Genomic DNA, 13,756 nt, shown 5'->3' on the forward strand with positions numbered 1-13,756 from the left:
AGGAGCCGATCGTGGCGTTCACGCTGTCGCTCAACACCAATCCCCTGGTCAACCGCTTTGCCGAGCCCGACGACCTGATCGACACGATCGCCGAGAAGATCCGCATCGGCTACGTGCAGCTCACCCATGAATTCGTCAATCCCGGCTGGCCGGCGGCGACGATCGCCAAGACGCTCAGGCGGTTTCGCCGGGCGCTCGACCGCACCGGCGTCAAGATCACCTCGGGCATGACCGGGCCCTATGGCCGGCTCAACCATTTCGGCCATCCGGACCCGGATGTCAGGCGCTACTATGTCGACTGGTTCAAGACCTTTGCCGATATCTCCGCCGAGCTCGGCGCTTCCGGCATGGGCACGCAATTCGCGATCTTCACGCTCAGGGACTACGACGATCCGGCGCGGCGCGAGGAGATGATGCGGATCGCCATCGACTGCTGGCGTGAGGTGGCCGAGCACGGCAAGGCGGCGGGCCTCTCCTATGTGTTCTGGGAACCGATGTCGGTCGGCCGCGAGTTCGGCCACACGATCGAGGAATGCCGGAGGCTCGACCGGCGGCTGGCGGAGGCCCAGCTCCCGATCCCGATGAAGATGATGGTCGATATCGACCATGGCGACGTCACCTCCGACAATCCTGACGATATCGACCCCTATGCCTGGGCAGGCGCCTTCCCCCAGCGTTCGCCGATCATCCACATCAAGCAGTCGTCGATGAACAAGGGCGGCCACTGGCCGTTTACCGCCGCCTATAACCGGGACGGCCGCATCACGCCCGAGAAGCTGATCGGCGCGGTCAGGGCCGGAGGCGGCACCGATAACGAGATCTGCCTGGAGCTTTCCTTCCGCGAGCGCGAGCCGACCGACCACAACGTCGTCGCGATGATCCGGGAGTCGGTCGAGTTCTGGGAGCCCTACATCGACACGGGCTTCAATCGCACAGAAAAATCACATTGAAAGATAACAAAATCACGCGTTATAAATTGAAATATCACAAATAGGTGTTATCTTCTCACGGTGGGCGTGGCCGGCGCTGCGTGAAATCGGGACCGAGACGATGAAGCCGGAAGACAGGCGACAGGCGATCATGGATGTGCTGATGGAGGCCGGAACGGCGTCCGTCGAAGACCTGTCACTGCGCTTCGGCGTCAGCAAGATGACGGTGCATCGTGATCTCGACGACCTCGAACAGGCGGGCCTCCTGCGCAAGGTTCATGGCGGCGCCTCGATCCAGTCGAGCCCGCAATTCGAAAGCGACTTCCGCTACCGCGAAAAGATCGCCACCGTCGAAAAGCGGCGGATCGCCGAATATGCGGCCGGGCTGGTCGAACCGGGGCAGAGCATCCTGATCGACGACAGTTCGACGACGGGCGCGATCGCCGACTGCATCCGCGACATCCGCCCGTTGACCGTCATCACCAACAACCTCGGCGTGATCACCAGCCTCTCGGGTGCGGCGGGCATCAACGTCATCGCGCTCGGCGGGCAGTACAGCAAGAAGTTCAACGGCTTCTTCGGCATCGTCACCGATGAGGCGCTGCGGTCGCTGCGTGTCGACATCGCCTTTCTCTCGAGCTCGGCGATCGAAGGGACCACCGCCTTCCACCAGGACCAGGAAGTGGTGCAGGCCAAGCGCCTGATGGTGAAGGCGGCCAAGCGCAAATACCTGCTGGTGGATCACGACAAATTCGGGCGCTCGGCGCTCCATTTCCTGACCGGGCTCGATGCCTTCGATGCGGTGCTGACCGGCGCTGAAGTTGCGCCCGAGCATGCCGCACCGCTCGACGAAGCCGGTATTCGGCTGGTCAGGGTCGACAATCGCAAGGAGAAGGCATGAGCAAGTCCGGGCTCTGGGTCGGCACCAGCTGGAAGATGAACAAGACGCTGGCCGAGGCGATGACCTTCGCCGACGGTCTGGCGGTCGCGGATGCGGCGCGTGACGAACGCATCCAGCGCTTCGTCATTCCGCCTTTCACGGCGGTGCGTGAGGTCAAGGCGCGGCTTGCCGCAACCAGCGTCAAGGTCGGCGCGCAGAACATGCATTGGGACGATGCCGGCGCCTGGACCGGCGAGGTATCGCCGCTGATGCTGAAAGACTGCAACCTCGATGTGGTCGAGCTCGGCCACAGCGAGCGGCGCGAGCATTTCGGCGAGACGGACCGCACCGTCGGCCTGAAGACGGCAGCCGCCGTGCGCCATGGCCTGGTACCCTTGATCTGCATCGGCGAGACGCTTGCCGAGCGCGAGGCGGGCGAGGCGGATCAGGTGCTGAAGCGCCAGGTCGAGGGCGCTCTGGCGCTCATCGAAGGCGAGGCGAAGGCGGCGACGATCCTGCTTGCCTACGAGCCCGTCTGGGCGATCGGCGTCAACGGCATTCCGGCGACATCAGACTATGCCGACGAGCGCCACAAGCGCATCGCGGATGTGGCGGAAGCGGCGCTCGGCAGGCGCGTGCCGGTTCTCTATGGCGGCAGCGTCAATCCCGGCAATTGCGAAGAGCTGATCAGTGAGGCGCATATCGACGGCCTCTTCATCGGCCGCTCCGCCTGGGACGTCACTGGCTATCTCGACATTCTGCAGCGTGTCTCGAAGGCGATCTGAGCCTTCGGCAGCGGCAGATCCTCAAGAACGGAAGGAACAATCATGAAGATTGCAATCGGGGCGGACAGCGCTGGCAAGCCCCTGCTGGATGTGATCGCCGCCCATCTTGCGGGCAGGGACGACTTGGAGATCGTGGACCTCAGCCAGGCCGGCTACTATGCGGATCTCGCGCAGAAGCTGGCGCAGCAGGTCGTCGAGGGCAAGCACGATCGCGGCATCCTGTTCTGCGGCACCGGTATCGGCGTCTGCATCTCCGCCAACAAGGTGCCGGGTATTCGCGCAGCGCTGACGCACGACACCTATTCGGCCGAGCGTGCGGCGAAGTCGAACAACGCCCAGATCATCACCATGGGCGCCCGCGTCATCGGCCCGGAACTGGCGAAGTCGATCGTCGATACCTGGCTCGCGTCCGAATTCGACCCGAACGGGCCCTCGGCCGGCAATGTCGAGGCAATCGATCGGCTGGATGCTGCCAGAGCGGGATGAGGAAAAGTGTGTGCGGTTTTCCGCCCGCATCCCGCTCACGTATATCAAGGCATAACTGATCTCGCGACGCCCGTTGATCCTCCCTCAGGCATCGTGACGAGACGCCCGGCAGCAATGCCGGGCGTTTTCATGTTCGGGGGCTGTCCGTCGTCTTGACGAAGCTTCGGCAAATATTTGAACATTCTTTCGGATCGTCAAATGAAAGGCGCCGCTGCATGACTGAAACAACCTCGACCGGGCCGCATCAAGGCGCGCACCACCATGTCTCGCGCATGAGGGGCCGTGACACGCAGGAACACCACAGGACGGCGACGACGCTCGAACTTCTGTTCGACCTGACTTTCGTCATCGCCTTCAGCCTTGCCGCCTCGCAGCTGGCGCATCTCTTCGCCGAGGGCCACTTCATCGCCGGGCTGATCGGCTTCGGCTTCGCCACCTTCGCCATCTGCTGGGCCTGGATCAATTTCAGCTGGTTCGCCTCGGCCTACGACACGGACGACTGGATCTTTCGCAGCGTCACCATGGTGCAGATGGTCGGCGTCCTGATCCTGGCGATCGGCCTGCCGCCGATGTTCGAGTCGATCGACAAGGGCGAGCACCTCAACAACGGCGTCATGGTGCTCGGCTATGTCGTCATGCGCGTGGCGATGGTCTCCCAGTGGCTGCGCGCCAGCCGGCAGGATCCGGCGCGGCGTGAGGCGTGCATGGTCTATGTGAAGGCGATCAGCGCCGCCCAACTCGGCTGGATCGTGCTGATCTTCTTCGACTTCTCGCTAGCGGTGACCTTTGCCATGGTCGTCGTGCTGACGGCGATCGAGATGCTCGGTCCCTATATCGCCGAGACGCGGTATGGCGGAACGCCCTGGCATGCGCATCACATCGCCGAGCGCTATGGGCTGCTTGCGATCATCGCACTCGGGGAGGGGGTGGTCGGCACGGTTGCCTCAATCTCCGCCGTGGTCGAGGGCGCGGGCTGGAACCTCGACGTCGCGCTCGTCTGCCTCGCGGGTACGGGCCTCACCTTCGGCATGTGGTGGATCTATTTCCTGCTGCCGAGCGCCGAGATTCTGCACCACCACCGTCTCAAGCGGTCCTTTGTCTGGGGCTATGGCCACATGCCGATCTTCGCATCGATCGTCGCAACCGGCGCCGGGCTGCACGTGGCGGCCTATTATATCGAACAGAAGGCCCATATCGGCTCGGTTGCAACGGTGCTGACGGTCGCGGTGCCCGTCGCATTCTACATAGGCCTTTTCTACGCGATGTACGCCTATCTGCTGCAGCAGACGGATCGGCTGCATCTCTGGCTGCTCGCGGGCACGGCGCTGGTGCTGGTGACCTCCGTGGCCGCGGCGATGGCCGGACTCGACATGGCGGCGTGCCTGATCATCCTGACGCTGGCGCCTGTCGTCACCATCGTCGGCTACGAGGTGGCAGGGCACCGGCACCGCATGGCGGCGCTGGAGCGCAGCCTGCATGGGTGAGCTGGTGCCGTAGGCGGGATTCGGGAGTCGAAACAAGGGTTTGTTGGCTGGAGCTGCCGGATTGATTCAGGCGCTTCAGAGGTTGATTCAAGCAGGGGGCGGCCGTTCAGCTTTCGCGTGGGATTGCCCCTCACCCGACTGCATAATTCCTTAAATCGGAATCGATTTAAGGACAAAATTATGCAGCGATTCAAAGTGCTACAGCGACCTTAGCGCGTCTTAAAAGACGCGCGGCGCTGTAGCCCTCCCCCCCCCCGCAGGCGGGGAGAGGGGACGCGATCCACCGCTGGCCGGGATGGTTGTGGTTGACGCCGTGAATGCGGCTTTAACGGTTGCCTACCGGGAGGCGCCGAGCGCGCCAAGCGTGTCCTTCTCCCCGCTGGCGGGGAGAAGGTGGCGGCAGCCGGATGAGGGGCAGCCGCACGTCTGGCGATCTCGCCCTGTCAGGCGTTGACCAGTGCCAGCTTGGCGCGGGCGTCGAGGATCTGGGCGCAGGCATTGGCCGCTTCCGTGCCCTTGACGACGAAGTGCTCGCGGAAGAAGGCGATCAGCGGTTCGCTTTCCTGGAAATTGTGCGGTGTCAGCACCGCGGAAAGCACCGGCACATCGGTGTCGAGCTGTACGCGCATCATGCCGTCGAGCACGGTGCCGGCGACGAAGTCGTGGCGGTAGATGCCGCCATCGACCACGAAGGCGGTGCCGAGGATTGCGGCGTAGCGGCCGGTCTTTGCCAGCGCCTGCACATGCAGCGGGATTTCGAGCGCGCCCGGCACGTCGAAGATCTCGACATCGGCGGCCGAGCCGCCGAGCTTCGTCCACTGCGCGACGAAGGCATCGACGCAGCGGTCGACGATATCGGCATGCCAGCGGGCACGGACGATCGCGATCTTGGCGGCGGGGTGGGAAAGAATGGTCATGGTCTCAAGCCTTTCAGGGTTTGGCGTTTCCAATGATCCCGTCGGGCGAACATGCATGCGCGTGGGTCCCGTCGCGGGGCCCACGTTCCTGCTTGCTCTCTTCCATCCGGACTGTGACCGTCGGCTCCGGAATTCGACCGGATCTGCTGACCCCCAGGGTAAAACCCTAAGGCGCTCGCGGGCTCCGGCCTTTCGGCCGCTACCGCCGGTGGGGAATTTCGCCCCGCCCTGAGAACATCGCGACTATATAGCTCGGCCGTGCGCGGTCAAACGCAGGTCGCGACGAAAATGCCGGAAATCACGACAGATTTTTCCAGAGACCGACGTCATCGGAAGAAATCGTTCCGGTGACGTCCGGCTCGCTCACTCGCGAATGACGAGCAGATCCTTGGCGGCGAAGCGCAGCGTGACGTTGTCGCCGGAGACCGGCGGGGTGACGCCCGGATTGTTGAACATGTCGAAGGAGATGACGTCGCCGCCGACGCGCAGCCGCGTGCGGATGACCGAGCCGAGGAAGCTGGTCGAGACGACCTCGCCGGCAAGTGCGGTATCGCCCTTCGCGCCTTCGGCGATCGAGCCCGCTTCGGGACGCAGCGCCAGCGAGATGCTGTCGCCGCCCTTCATGCCGGCAATCGGGTCCTTGAGCGCCACCTGCTGGTTGCCGATCGTCACGGATCCGGAAGCGGGATCCGTGACCTTGCCCTCGATGATGTTCAGCGTGCCGACGAAGGACGCGACGAAGCGCGTTGACGGCGTGTTGTAGATCTCGAAGGGGGTGCCGATCTGGTCGGCGCGGCCGGCATTCATGACGACGATGCGGTCGGAGATCGACAGGGCCTCTTCCTGGTCATGGGTGACGAAGACGGTGGTGATGCCGAGCTGCTGCTGGATCTGCCGGATTTCCTCGCGCAGCGATACGCGGATCTTGGCGTCGAGCGCCGAAAGCGGCTCGTCGAGCAGCAGCACCTGCGGCTTGACCGCGATGGCGCGGGCAAGGGCCACGCGCTGCTGCTGGCCGCCGGAGAGCTGGTAGGGGAAGCGGTCCGCCAGATGCTCGAGCTTGATCAGCCCGAGCATCTGCTTCACCCGTGCCTCGATCTCCGACTTGTCGACGCCCGCGACCTTCAGGCCGAAGGCGACGTTGTCCTGCACGTTCATGTTGGGAAACAGCGCATAGGCCTGGAACACCATGCCGATGTTGCGCTGGTTGGGCTTCAGCGAATTCTGGTCGCGGCCGTTGATGACGATCTTGCCGCTGGTCGGCGTCTCGAAGCCGGCGATCATGCGCAGCACCGTCGTCTTGCCGCAGCCCGAAGGCCCGAGGAAGGAGACGAACTCGCCTTTCTCGATGTCCATGTTGAAATCGTGCACGACCTGAACGGGGCCGAAGGATTTTTTTAAGCTGGTGAGTGACAGGAAACTCATGGGTGTGGTCCTCAGGCCTTGGGAGGCGCGCTTTTCTGGAAGCGCGAGACGAGCTGGATGAGGCCGAGGCAGCCCCAGGTGATGCCGAATGCGATGACGGCGAGTGCGGCCGGCTCATAGGCGCGGTTGGCGCCGAGAAGCTGCATGTACGGGCCGAAGGCCGGCCGGTTCAAGAGCGCCGCCATGGTGAACTCGCCAATGACGATGGCGAAGGTCAGGAAGGCGCCTGACAGTACCGCGACGAGCACGTTCGGCAGGATGATCTTTGCCAGGATGGTGGCCCATCCGGCGCCGAGGCTCTGGGCGGCTTCGGTAAGCGTCGCGACATCGATGGTCCGAAGCCCGGTATCGACTGCGCGGTACATGTAGGGCAAGGCGAGCGTCGCATAGCCGAACATCAAGAGGATGTTGGTACCGGTGACCGTGCCGGTCAGCGGCAGCCAGCTCGAGGTGTTGTAGAGCCGGATATAGCCGAAGACGATGACAATCGCCGGAATGACCAGCGGCAACAGCGTGATGAACTCGATAACGGGGCGCAACCGCGGCAGCTTGAGCCGGACCCAATAGGCGGTCGGTACGACGAGAAGCACGCCGAAGACGATGGTGAACAGCGCCTGCATCACCGAATAGGTGAAGGTCTCCTGGAAACGCGGATCGGTGAAGACCTTGCCGTAGGCGTCGAAGGAATATTCGCCGCGCCGCATCTTCAGCGAGAAGTTGGTCATGCCGATGAGCGGCAGGGTGAAATAGAGGAGGCCGAAAAGGAGGGCGCCCCAGGCCCAGATCTTCTTCATTTCAGCCACCTTTCGCTGCGGGCGCGGAGCCAGATGTAGATCGCGTTGGCAATGCCGGTGACGACGATCATGCCGAAGGCGAGCGCGTAGCCGAGATGCGGATTGCCGAGCACGTCGCCGCGGATCTGGGCGAAGAGCAGGATCGGCACGATCGAGAGCGACGAACCGGTGAGCGCGATGGCGGTCGCAACCGCGCCGAAGGCATTGGCGAAGAGGAGCGCCAGTGTGCCGAGCAACGACGGCAGCAGGATCGGGAAGGCGACCATGCGCCAGTATTGCAGACCGGTGGCACCGAGGATTTCGGCGGCCTCGCGCCATTCGCGCTTCAGTCCGTCCAGCGCCGGCGTGATGATCAGGATCATCAGCGGGATCTGGAAGAAGAGATAGGTGATCGTCAGCCCCCAGAAGGAGAGGAGGTTGAAGCCGAGCATCCTAAGGTCGAAGCCGAAGTTCGAGCGCAGGAAGACGGTGAGGATGCCGACCGGACCAAGGGTCGCGAGAAAGGCGAAGGCGAGCGGCACGCCGGCAAAGTTGGAGGCGACGCCGGAAAAGGTCAGAAGCGGGCTACGGATACCCTTCGGCAAGCCGCCGAAGACGATGGCCGAGGCCATGGCAAAGCCGATCAGGCAGCCGAGAAGCGCCGAGGCGATGCTGATCTTGATGGAGATCCAATAGGCAGCAAGAATGGATGGCGTGAAGAGGCCCCGGATGTTGTCGAGGGTGAAGCTGCCGTCCGGCGTCTGAAAGGCACCGACCACGATCTTCATCGTCGGCAATATCAGAAACAGCGTCACGAAGGCGGCAAAGGGCACGATGCCCAGCCAGTGAAGCGGCAGGCGACGCGCCGGCGGGCTGGCGTCGGGTTTAGCAGATGACATTCCGTTCGCGCCCCTGAAGCCGCGTTGTCGACGCGGGCGTTATTGGTGTTCTAAGAAGTTGAATTCCTTACGAATAACGTAAGTGCCCCGACCGGAAAACCGGTCGGGGCGACATCTCTGTGGAAAGGCTTACTGGACGTTCGCGCCGACGACGGCGTCCCAGCCGCCGGTGACGGCAGCCTTGTTGGCGTCGACTTCTTCGAGCGTCGGGAAGTAGGCCTTTTCATAAGACGCAGCCGGTGGCAGGGCGTCGATCAGTTCCTGCGGAACCTTGCCGGCCTTGACCATGGCGTTGAAGCGAGCCGGGTGGCAGAAGCCCTTCAGCCAGCCAAGCTGGCCTTCGTCGGAATAGAGGTGCTCCATCCACAGCTTGGCGGCGTTCGGGTGCGGCGCATAGGCCGAGATGCCCTGAACGTAGACGCCGGCGAGAACGCCGCTGGCCGGAACGACGACTTCGGTCGGCGGGTTGCCGGCAAGCGTCTTGCCCCAGCCGAGGGCGTTGTAGTCCCAGGCGACGATGATCGGGGTAGAGCCCTGGGCGAGCGTGCCGGACTTGCCGATGACAGGAACGAAGTTGCCGGCCTTGTTCAGTTCGGCGAAGTAGCCGAGACCGGCCTCACCGGCTTCCTTGCCCGCCTTCGCGCCCTTGGCGAGACCGGCGGCGAGAACGCCGAGGATCGCCTGGTTCGAGGCACGCGGATCGCCGGCGAGAGCGACCTGACCGGCATATTCCGGCTTCAGCAGGTCAGCCCAGTCCTTCGGCGTGTTCTGGACGAGGTCCTTGTTCACGAGGAAGGACATCACGCCGTAGTAGTCGCCGTACCAGTAGCCTTCGGCGTCCTTGACGGTATCGGGGATTTCGTCCCAGGTGGAGACCTTGTAAGGCTGCAGCAGGCCTTCGGCCTTCATCTGCGGACCGAAGGCGAGACCGACGTCGACGACGTCAGGAGCCTGCGGACCCTTGTTGTCCTTGTTGGCCTTGACGGCCTCGACTTCGTCAGCGGAGCCGGCGTCAGGGTTCAGTTCGTTGACCTGGATTTCCGGATACTTGGCCTTGAAAGAGGCGATGACGTCGCCATAGCCGCACCAGTCGTGGGGCAGGGCGATGGTGGTCAGCATGCCTTCCTTCTTGGCGGCTTCGATGAGCTCGGCGCTCGGCTCGGCTGCGGCAATTGCGGTCGTCGCCAGGAAAACGGCGGTGGAGAGCGAAAGCAGGCGATGGGTCTTTGAAATCACTGGTGTTCTCCTTATGGGTTTAGTCAATTTCGTTGGGTTTTCAGTCGATTTCGGCTACAGCGCCGCGCGTCTTATCAGACGCGCAAAGGTCGCTGTAGGACTTTGATTTGCTGCATGTCTTCGTCCTTAAATCGAGGTCGATTTAAGGAGACATGCATTAGGCTGTTAAAGAGATGCGATGAAAGTAATGTGACAGCGATTTTTCCGTTCGCGCCGCCTATGTCGTTGGAAGAACATTTGTTTTTTTTGATCCGGCGGGCCACTGTCGCACAACTGTATGAAATTCCGTGAACGGGTCGGCGAGCTCTCCTAGACAGGTTTGCGAAAGATGCGGGTGGAATCGAACAGGCCCTCGAGCGTCTTCATCCGATCTCGGGTTTCCTCCCAGTTCGAACTCTGCACGGCCTCGATCAGCGCTTCGATCAGGAACAGGATCACCACCGAGCTGTCCCAGGCCGAGGGCACTTCGATCTGCGAGCGGAACACGCGGGAGGCGGACTTGGCGACCGGCGAGGTCCAGCGATCGGTGAACAGGACGATCTCGACGCCACGCTCGCGGGCGGATTTGGCGAGCGTCGCCATCTCCTGCTCGTAGCGGCGAATGTCGAAGAGAATCAGCACGTCGCCGTGGCGCATGTCGAGCACGTAGTGCGGCCAGGCGCTGGCATTGGAGGCGATTTCGGTGACGCCCGGCCGGATGACCTGAAGGTGGGTGAAGAGATAATCGGCAAGGGCGTGGGTGATGCGTCCGCCGAGCAGATAGATGCTGCGCTTGCGGTCGGCGATCAGGGCGGCGGCCTCGTCGAAATCCTGCGGCTCGATCTGTGTCAGCGTCTCGCGCAGGTTGCTGGTGATCGCATCGGCGAAGCGATTGAGCGTATGGGTGCCGGGTGCATTGGCGGCCCAGCGGTCATGCTTGGCGATCGGGTTGGAAATCGTCGCTTCCAGTTCCTGGTGCAGCCTCGCTTGGAAATCCGGAAAGCCGCGGAAGCCGAGCTTTTGCACCATGCGTGCGACGGTGGGGGTCGAAACACCGGCGTTCTCGGCGACCGTGGTGATCGAACCGAGCCCCGAGACGGGATAATTGTCGAGAAGCGTCTCCGCCAACTGCTTCTCCGCGCGGGTCAGCGCAGTGAAGTGGGCAGTGATCACATCCGACACCGTCGTGGATGCAGCCTTGCTGGTCAAATTGTCTCCCCTGAACCGATCTAGAGCCGGTTTATGACAGATTAAACATCGCTGTCACAATTGGAGTCAATCGCAATTTTGAAGAGATCGTTTCAGATTTCGATTGACACTCGTCAGACTCTGAAGAATTCTTTTCATTAACGAACGTCTAACGGGGCAAGAGGGGATGCCGGTGTTGACGCGACTTTTGACCGAAGCAGATGGCGATCCGGTTGCGATCGAAAACGCCGCCGGGAAGGGTGATGTCGTGCTCGTCTGCGAGCACGCCTCACGCCGTCTACCGGAGCGCCTGGGAACGCTGGGCCTCACCGAGCAGGCGCTCGAAAGCCACATCGCCTGGGACCCCGGCGCGCTCGCCGTTGCCAAGTTTCTCGCCGCCAAGCTTGATGCGGCGCTGATCTATCAACGCTTTTCACGGCTTGCCTATGATTGCAACCGCCCGCCCGAGGCCGAGGCGGCGATGCCGGTTATGAGCGAAATTTACGAGGTCCCGGGAAACCGCACGATGTCGGCCGAGGAGCGCCAGGCGCGCGTGGACGAGATCTACCGGCCGTTCCATGACGCCGTCGCGCGGTTCGTTTCCGAACGCAAGGCGGCCGGCAGGCCGCCCGTCCTCGTGACCATGCACAGCTTCACGCCCGTCTATTTCGGCAGGCCGCGGGCGGTCGAGGTCGGCATCCTGCACGATGCCGACAGGCGCCTCGCCGACCACATGCTGGGGCTCGCAACGAAGGGCCAGGTTTCCTACGACATTCGTCGCAACGAGCCCTACGGGCCCGCCGACGGCGTCACCCATAGCCTGATCGAATACGGCGTCCACAACGGACTGCCGAATGTGATGATCGAGATCCGCAACGATCTCATTCGCAACGAAATCGGCCAAAGGGTCATGGCCGATTACCTGGAAGGATTGCTCCGCAAAGGCGCAGCGGCACTTTCAGCACAATAAAAGACCCTGGGGAGCGGCATGGCCGCGGTCCTGTTCCGGCTCTCCGGACCAGGTGGTTGATGGGACCCAGCCGCAATGGGGCGGCCTGGTCTGAAGAAATCAGGGGAAGAGCAATGTCAGACTACAGTGAATTCGACAAAAAGCAGGACCTGAGCGTCTTGCATTCGATGGGCTATGCCCAGGAGCTCGAGCGGCGCATGAGCCAGTTCTCGAACTTCGCGGTATCGTTCTCGATCATCTGCATTCTTTCGGGCGGCATCAACTCGCTGGCCCAGGCGACGGCCGGCGCAGGGGGCGCCGCGATCGGCATCGGCTGGCCGCTCGGCTGCTTCATTTCCCTGGTCTTCGCCGTCGCCATGGCGCAGATCAGCTCGGCCTATCCGACAGCCGGCGGTCTCTATCACTGGGGCTCGATCCTCGGCAACCGCTTCACCGGCTGGCTGACGGCCTGGTTCAACCTGCTCGGCCTCGTCACCGTTCTCGGCGCGATCAACGTCGGCACCTACTACTTCTTCATGGGTTCCTTCGGCGCACCCTATTTCGGGCTGGAGGACACGATCACCACGCGTGTCGTCTTCCTGGCTGCTATCACCGGCGTCCAGGCGCTCGTGAATCACATGGGCATCGGGCTCACCGCCAAGCTCACGGACTTCTCCGGCTACCTGATCTTCGCAACGGCGATCCTGCTTGCCGTCGTCTGCCTCGCCGCTGCCGACAGCTATGACGTTGCAAGGCTCTTCACCTTTTCCAACTATTCCGGTGAAGCGGGCGGCAACGTCTGGCCGCAGACGTCGGGCACCTGGGTCTTCCTGCTCGGCCTGCTCATGCCGATCTACACGATCACCGGCTACGACGCTTCGGCGCATACCTCGGAAGAAACGGTGAAGGCCGCCCATTCCGTGCCGCGCGGCATGGTCTCGTCGGTGCTCTGGTCGGCGCTTTTCGGCTACATCATGCTCTGCGCCTTCGTGCTGATGATCCCGAACATGGACGAAGCCGCCAAGCAGGGCTGGAACGTCTTCTTCTGGGCCATGGACAGCCAGGTGAACCCTGTCATCAAGGACATCCTCTATCTCGCCATCCTCGTCAGCCAGTGGCTGTGCGGCCTGGCGACGGTAACCTCGGCGTCCCGCATGATCTTCGCTTTCTCGCGTGACGGCGGCCTGCCGGCCTCCAAGGCGCTCGCCAGGGTCAGCCCGACCCACCGCACGCCGGTCGCGGCCATCTGGACGTCTTCGATCCTCTCGGTTCTGTTCGTCTGGTTCACCTCGCTCGATTTCATGAAGATCGGTGAGACCCCGGTTTACACGATCGTCGTCTCGTGCACGGTCATCTTCCTCTTCTTCTCCTTCGCGATCCCGATCACGCTCGGCCTCTTCGCCTGGGGAACCTCGAAGTGGGACAAGATGGGGCCGTGGAACCTGGGCGAGGCCATGTTCAAGCTCTTCGCGGTGCTGTCGATCATCGCGATGGTGCTGATCTTCGTCATCGGCGTGCAGCCGCCGAACGATCTGGCCCTCTACGTGACCGTCGGCTTCCTGATCCTGACCGGCATCATCTGGTTCGGCTTCGAAACCCGCCGCTTCCGCGGTCCGCCGATCGGCGACGAAGTGGCACGCCGTCAGGCTGAAATCGCCGCTGCCGAAAAGGCAGTCGGTGAAGTCTAAGCAACAACCAATGGGCGGGAGCGCGACCGCGACTTCCGCCTTTTCTTTGCGGGCTGGAACGGGATGAGGAAAAGCGTGCGGTTCTGCCGCATCCCGTTCCACCTATTCGAACAGAGCACGTTCATGCGGTCCAACAAT

Annotated in this window: 13 protein-coding genes and 1 riboswitch; of the genes, 7 read left to right on the top strand and 6 right to left on the bottom strand. The window is 62.7% G+C overall.

The window, feature by feature from the left end; all coding sequences use genetic code 11:
• The first annotated feature begins 11 nt into the window (after positions 1-11).
• The 5 genes from AC0C6X_RS21105 (at position 12) to AC0C6X_RS21125 (ending at position 4,564) form a co-directional block, all read left to right on the top strand.
• On the top strand, positions 12-950 hold the full coding sequence (locus AC0C6X_RS21105; protein ID WP_472954949.1) for a sugar phosphate isomerase/epimerase family protein: 939 nt from the start codon (positions 12-14) through the stop codon (positions 948-950).
• Between the two features lie 100 nt (positions 951-1,050).
• The gene (locus AC0C6X_RS21110; protein ID WP_247958412.1) at positions 1,051-1,830 is read left to right on the top strand and encodes a DeoR/GlpR family DNA-binding transcription regulator; all 780 of its coding nucleotides are present in this window, start codon (positions 1,051-1,053) and stop codon (positions 1,828-1,830) included.
• Positions 1,827-2,594 (top strand): triose-phosphate isomerase, encoded by a 768-nt coding sequence (locus tag AC0C6X_RS21115; protein WP_247958411.1) that lies wholly within the window; start codon positions 1,827-1,829, stop codon positions 2,592-2,594. Before AC0C6X_RS21110 ends, AC0C6X_RS21115 begins: the two co-directional genes overlap by 4 nt.
• A gap of 42 nt (positions 2,595-2,636) precedes the next feature.
• The gene (gene derI, locus AC0C6X_RS21120) at positions 2,637-3,080 is read left to right on the top strand and encodes a D-erythrulose-4-phosphate isomerase (protein WP_472954952.1); all 444 of its coding nucleotides are present in this window, start codon (positions 2,637-2,639) and stop codon (positions 3,078-3,080) included.
• 215 nt (positions 3,081-3,295) lie between these two features.
• On the top strand, positions 3,296-4,564 hold the full coding sequence (locus AC0C6X_RS21125; protein WP_173517240.1) for a low temperature requirement protein A: 1,269 nt from the start codon (positions 3,296-3,298) through the stop codon (positions 4,562-4,564).
• A 443-nt stretch (positions 4,565-5,007) separates the two neighbouring features.
• Here the strand turns inward: AC0C6X_RS21125 and AC0C6X_RS21130 are convergent, their stop codons facing one another.
• The 6 genes from AC0C6X_RS21130 to AC0C6X_RS21155 all read right to left on the bottom strand — a co-directional run bounded on the left by AC0C6X_RS21130 (position 5,008) and on the right by AC0C6X_RS21155 (position 11,002).
• Complete coding sequence (locus AC0C6X_RS21130; protein ID WP_472954954.1) at positions 5,008-5,481, bottom strand: 6,7-dimethyl-8-ribityllumazine synthase; 474 nt, start codon at positions 5,479-5,481, stop codon at positions 5,008-5,010.
• 90 nt (positions 5,482-5,571) lie between these two features.
• Positions 5,572-5,721: riboswitch (FMN riboswitch) on the bottom strand.
• 123 nt (positions 5,722-5,844) lie between these two features.
• Complete coding sequence (locus AC0C6X_RS21135; protein ID WP_173517238.1) at positions 5,845-6,906, bottom strand: ABC transporter ATP-binding protein; 1,062 nt, start codon at positions 6,904-6,906, stop codon at positions 5,845-5,847.
• Between the two features lie 11 nt (positions 6,907-6,917).
• Positions 6,918-7,700 (bottom strand): ABC transporter permease, encoded by a 783-nt coding sequence (locus AC0C6X_RS21140; protein WP_472954956.1) that lies wholly within the window; start codon positions 7,698-7,700, stop codon positions 6,918-6,920.
• Positions 7,697-8,578 carry an ABC transporter permease gene (locus AC0C6X_RS21145; protein ID WP_472954958.1) on the bottom strand — a complete coding sequence of 294 codons (882 nt, stop codon included), beginning with the start codon at positions 8,576-8,578 and terminating at the stop codon, positions 7,697-7,699. Before AC0C6X_RS21145 ends, AC0C6X_RS21140 begins: the two co-directional genes overlap by 4 nt.
• A 129-nt stretch (positions 8,579-8,707) precedes the next feature.
• Positions 8,708-9,814, bottom strand: coding sequence for an ABC transporter substrate-binding protein (locus AC0C6X_RS21150; protein WP_247958408.1), 1,107 nt, complete (start codon positions 9,812-9,814; stop codon positions 8,708-8,710).
• Positions 9,815-10,123: 309 nt separating this feature from the next.
• Positions 10,124-11,002 (bottom strand): MurR/RpiR family transcriptional regulator, encoded by an 879-nt coding sequence (locus AC0C6X_RS21155; RefSeq protein WP_173517234.1) that lies wholly within the window; start codon positions 11,000-11,002, stop codon positions 10,124-10,126.
• Between the two features lie 175 nt (positions 11,003-11,177).
• On the opposite strand from AC0C6X_RS21155, the gene AC0C6X_RS21160 reads away from it, so the two are divergent.
• Together AC0C6X_RS21160 and AC0C6X_RS21165 are read left to right on the top strand one after the other, a co-directional pair.
• Positions 11,178-11,951 carry an N-formylglutamate amidohydrolase gene (locus AC0C6X_RS21160; protein ID WP_173518168.1) on the top strand — a complete coding sequence of 258 codons (774 nt, stop codon included), beginning with the start codon at positions 11,178-11,180 and terminating at the stop codon, positions 11,949-11,951.
• A 113-nt stretch (positions 11,952-12,064) separates the two neighbouring features.
• Positions 12,065-13,618 carry an amino acid permease gene (locus AC0C6X_RS21165; protein ID WP_173517233.1) on the top strand — a complete coding sequence of 518 codons (1,554 nt, stop codon included), beginning with the start codon at positions 12,065-12,067 and terminating at the stop codon, positions 13,616-13,618.
• The last annotated feature ends 138 nt before the right edge of the window (positions 13,619-13,756 follow it).

Source organism: Ensifer sp. VA4, assembly GCF_055710065.1.

Excerpts from the sequence above, each read along its gene's own strand:
- AC0C6X_RS21145 (WP_472954958.1), bottom strand. The coding sequence starts at position 8,578 with ATGTCATCTGCTAAACCCGACGCCAGCCCGCCGGCGCGTCGCCTGCCG.
- AC0C6X_RS21165 (WP_173517233.1), top strand. The coding sequence starts at position 12,065 with ATGTCAGACTACAGTGAATTCGACAAAAAGCAGGACCTGAGCGTCTTG.
- AC0C6X_RS21110 (WP_247958412.1), top strand. The coding sequence starts at position 1,051 with ATGAAGCCGGAAGACAGGCGACAGGCGATCATGGATGTGCTGATGGAG.
- AC0C6X_RS21140 (WP_472954956.1), bottom strand. The coding sequence starts at position 7,700 with ATGAAGAAGATCTGGGCCTGGGGCGCCCTCCTTTTCGGCCTCCTCTAT.
- AC0C6X_RS21130 (WP_472954954.1), bottom strand. The coding sequence starts at position 5,481 with ATGACCATTCTTTCCCACCCCGCCGCCAAGATCGCGATCGTCCGTGCC.
- derI (WP_472954952.1), top strand. The coding sequence starts at position 2,637 with ATGAAGATTGCAATCGGGGCGGACAGCGCTGGCAAGCCCCTGCTGGAT.
- AC0C6X_RS21115 (WP_247958411.1), top strand. The coding sequence starts at position 1,827 with ATGAGCAAGTCCGGGCTCTGGGTCGGCACCAGCTGGAAGATGAACAAG.
- AC0C6X_RS21125 (WP_173517240.1), top strand. The coding sequence starts at position 3,296 with ATGACTGAAACAACCTCGACCGGGCCGCATCAAGGCGCGCACCACCAT.
- AC0C6X_RS21135 (WP_173517238.1), bottom strand. The coding sequence starts at position 6,906 with ATGAGTTTCCTGTCACTCACCAGCTTAAAAAAATCCTTCGGCCCCGTT.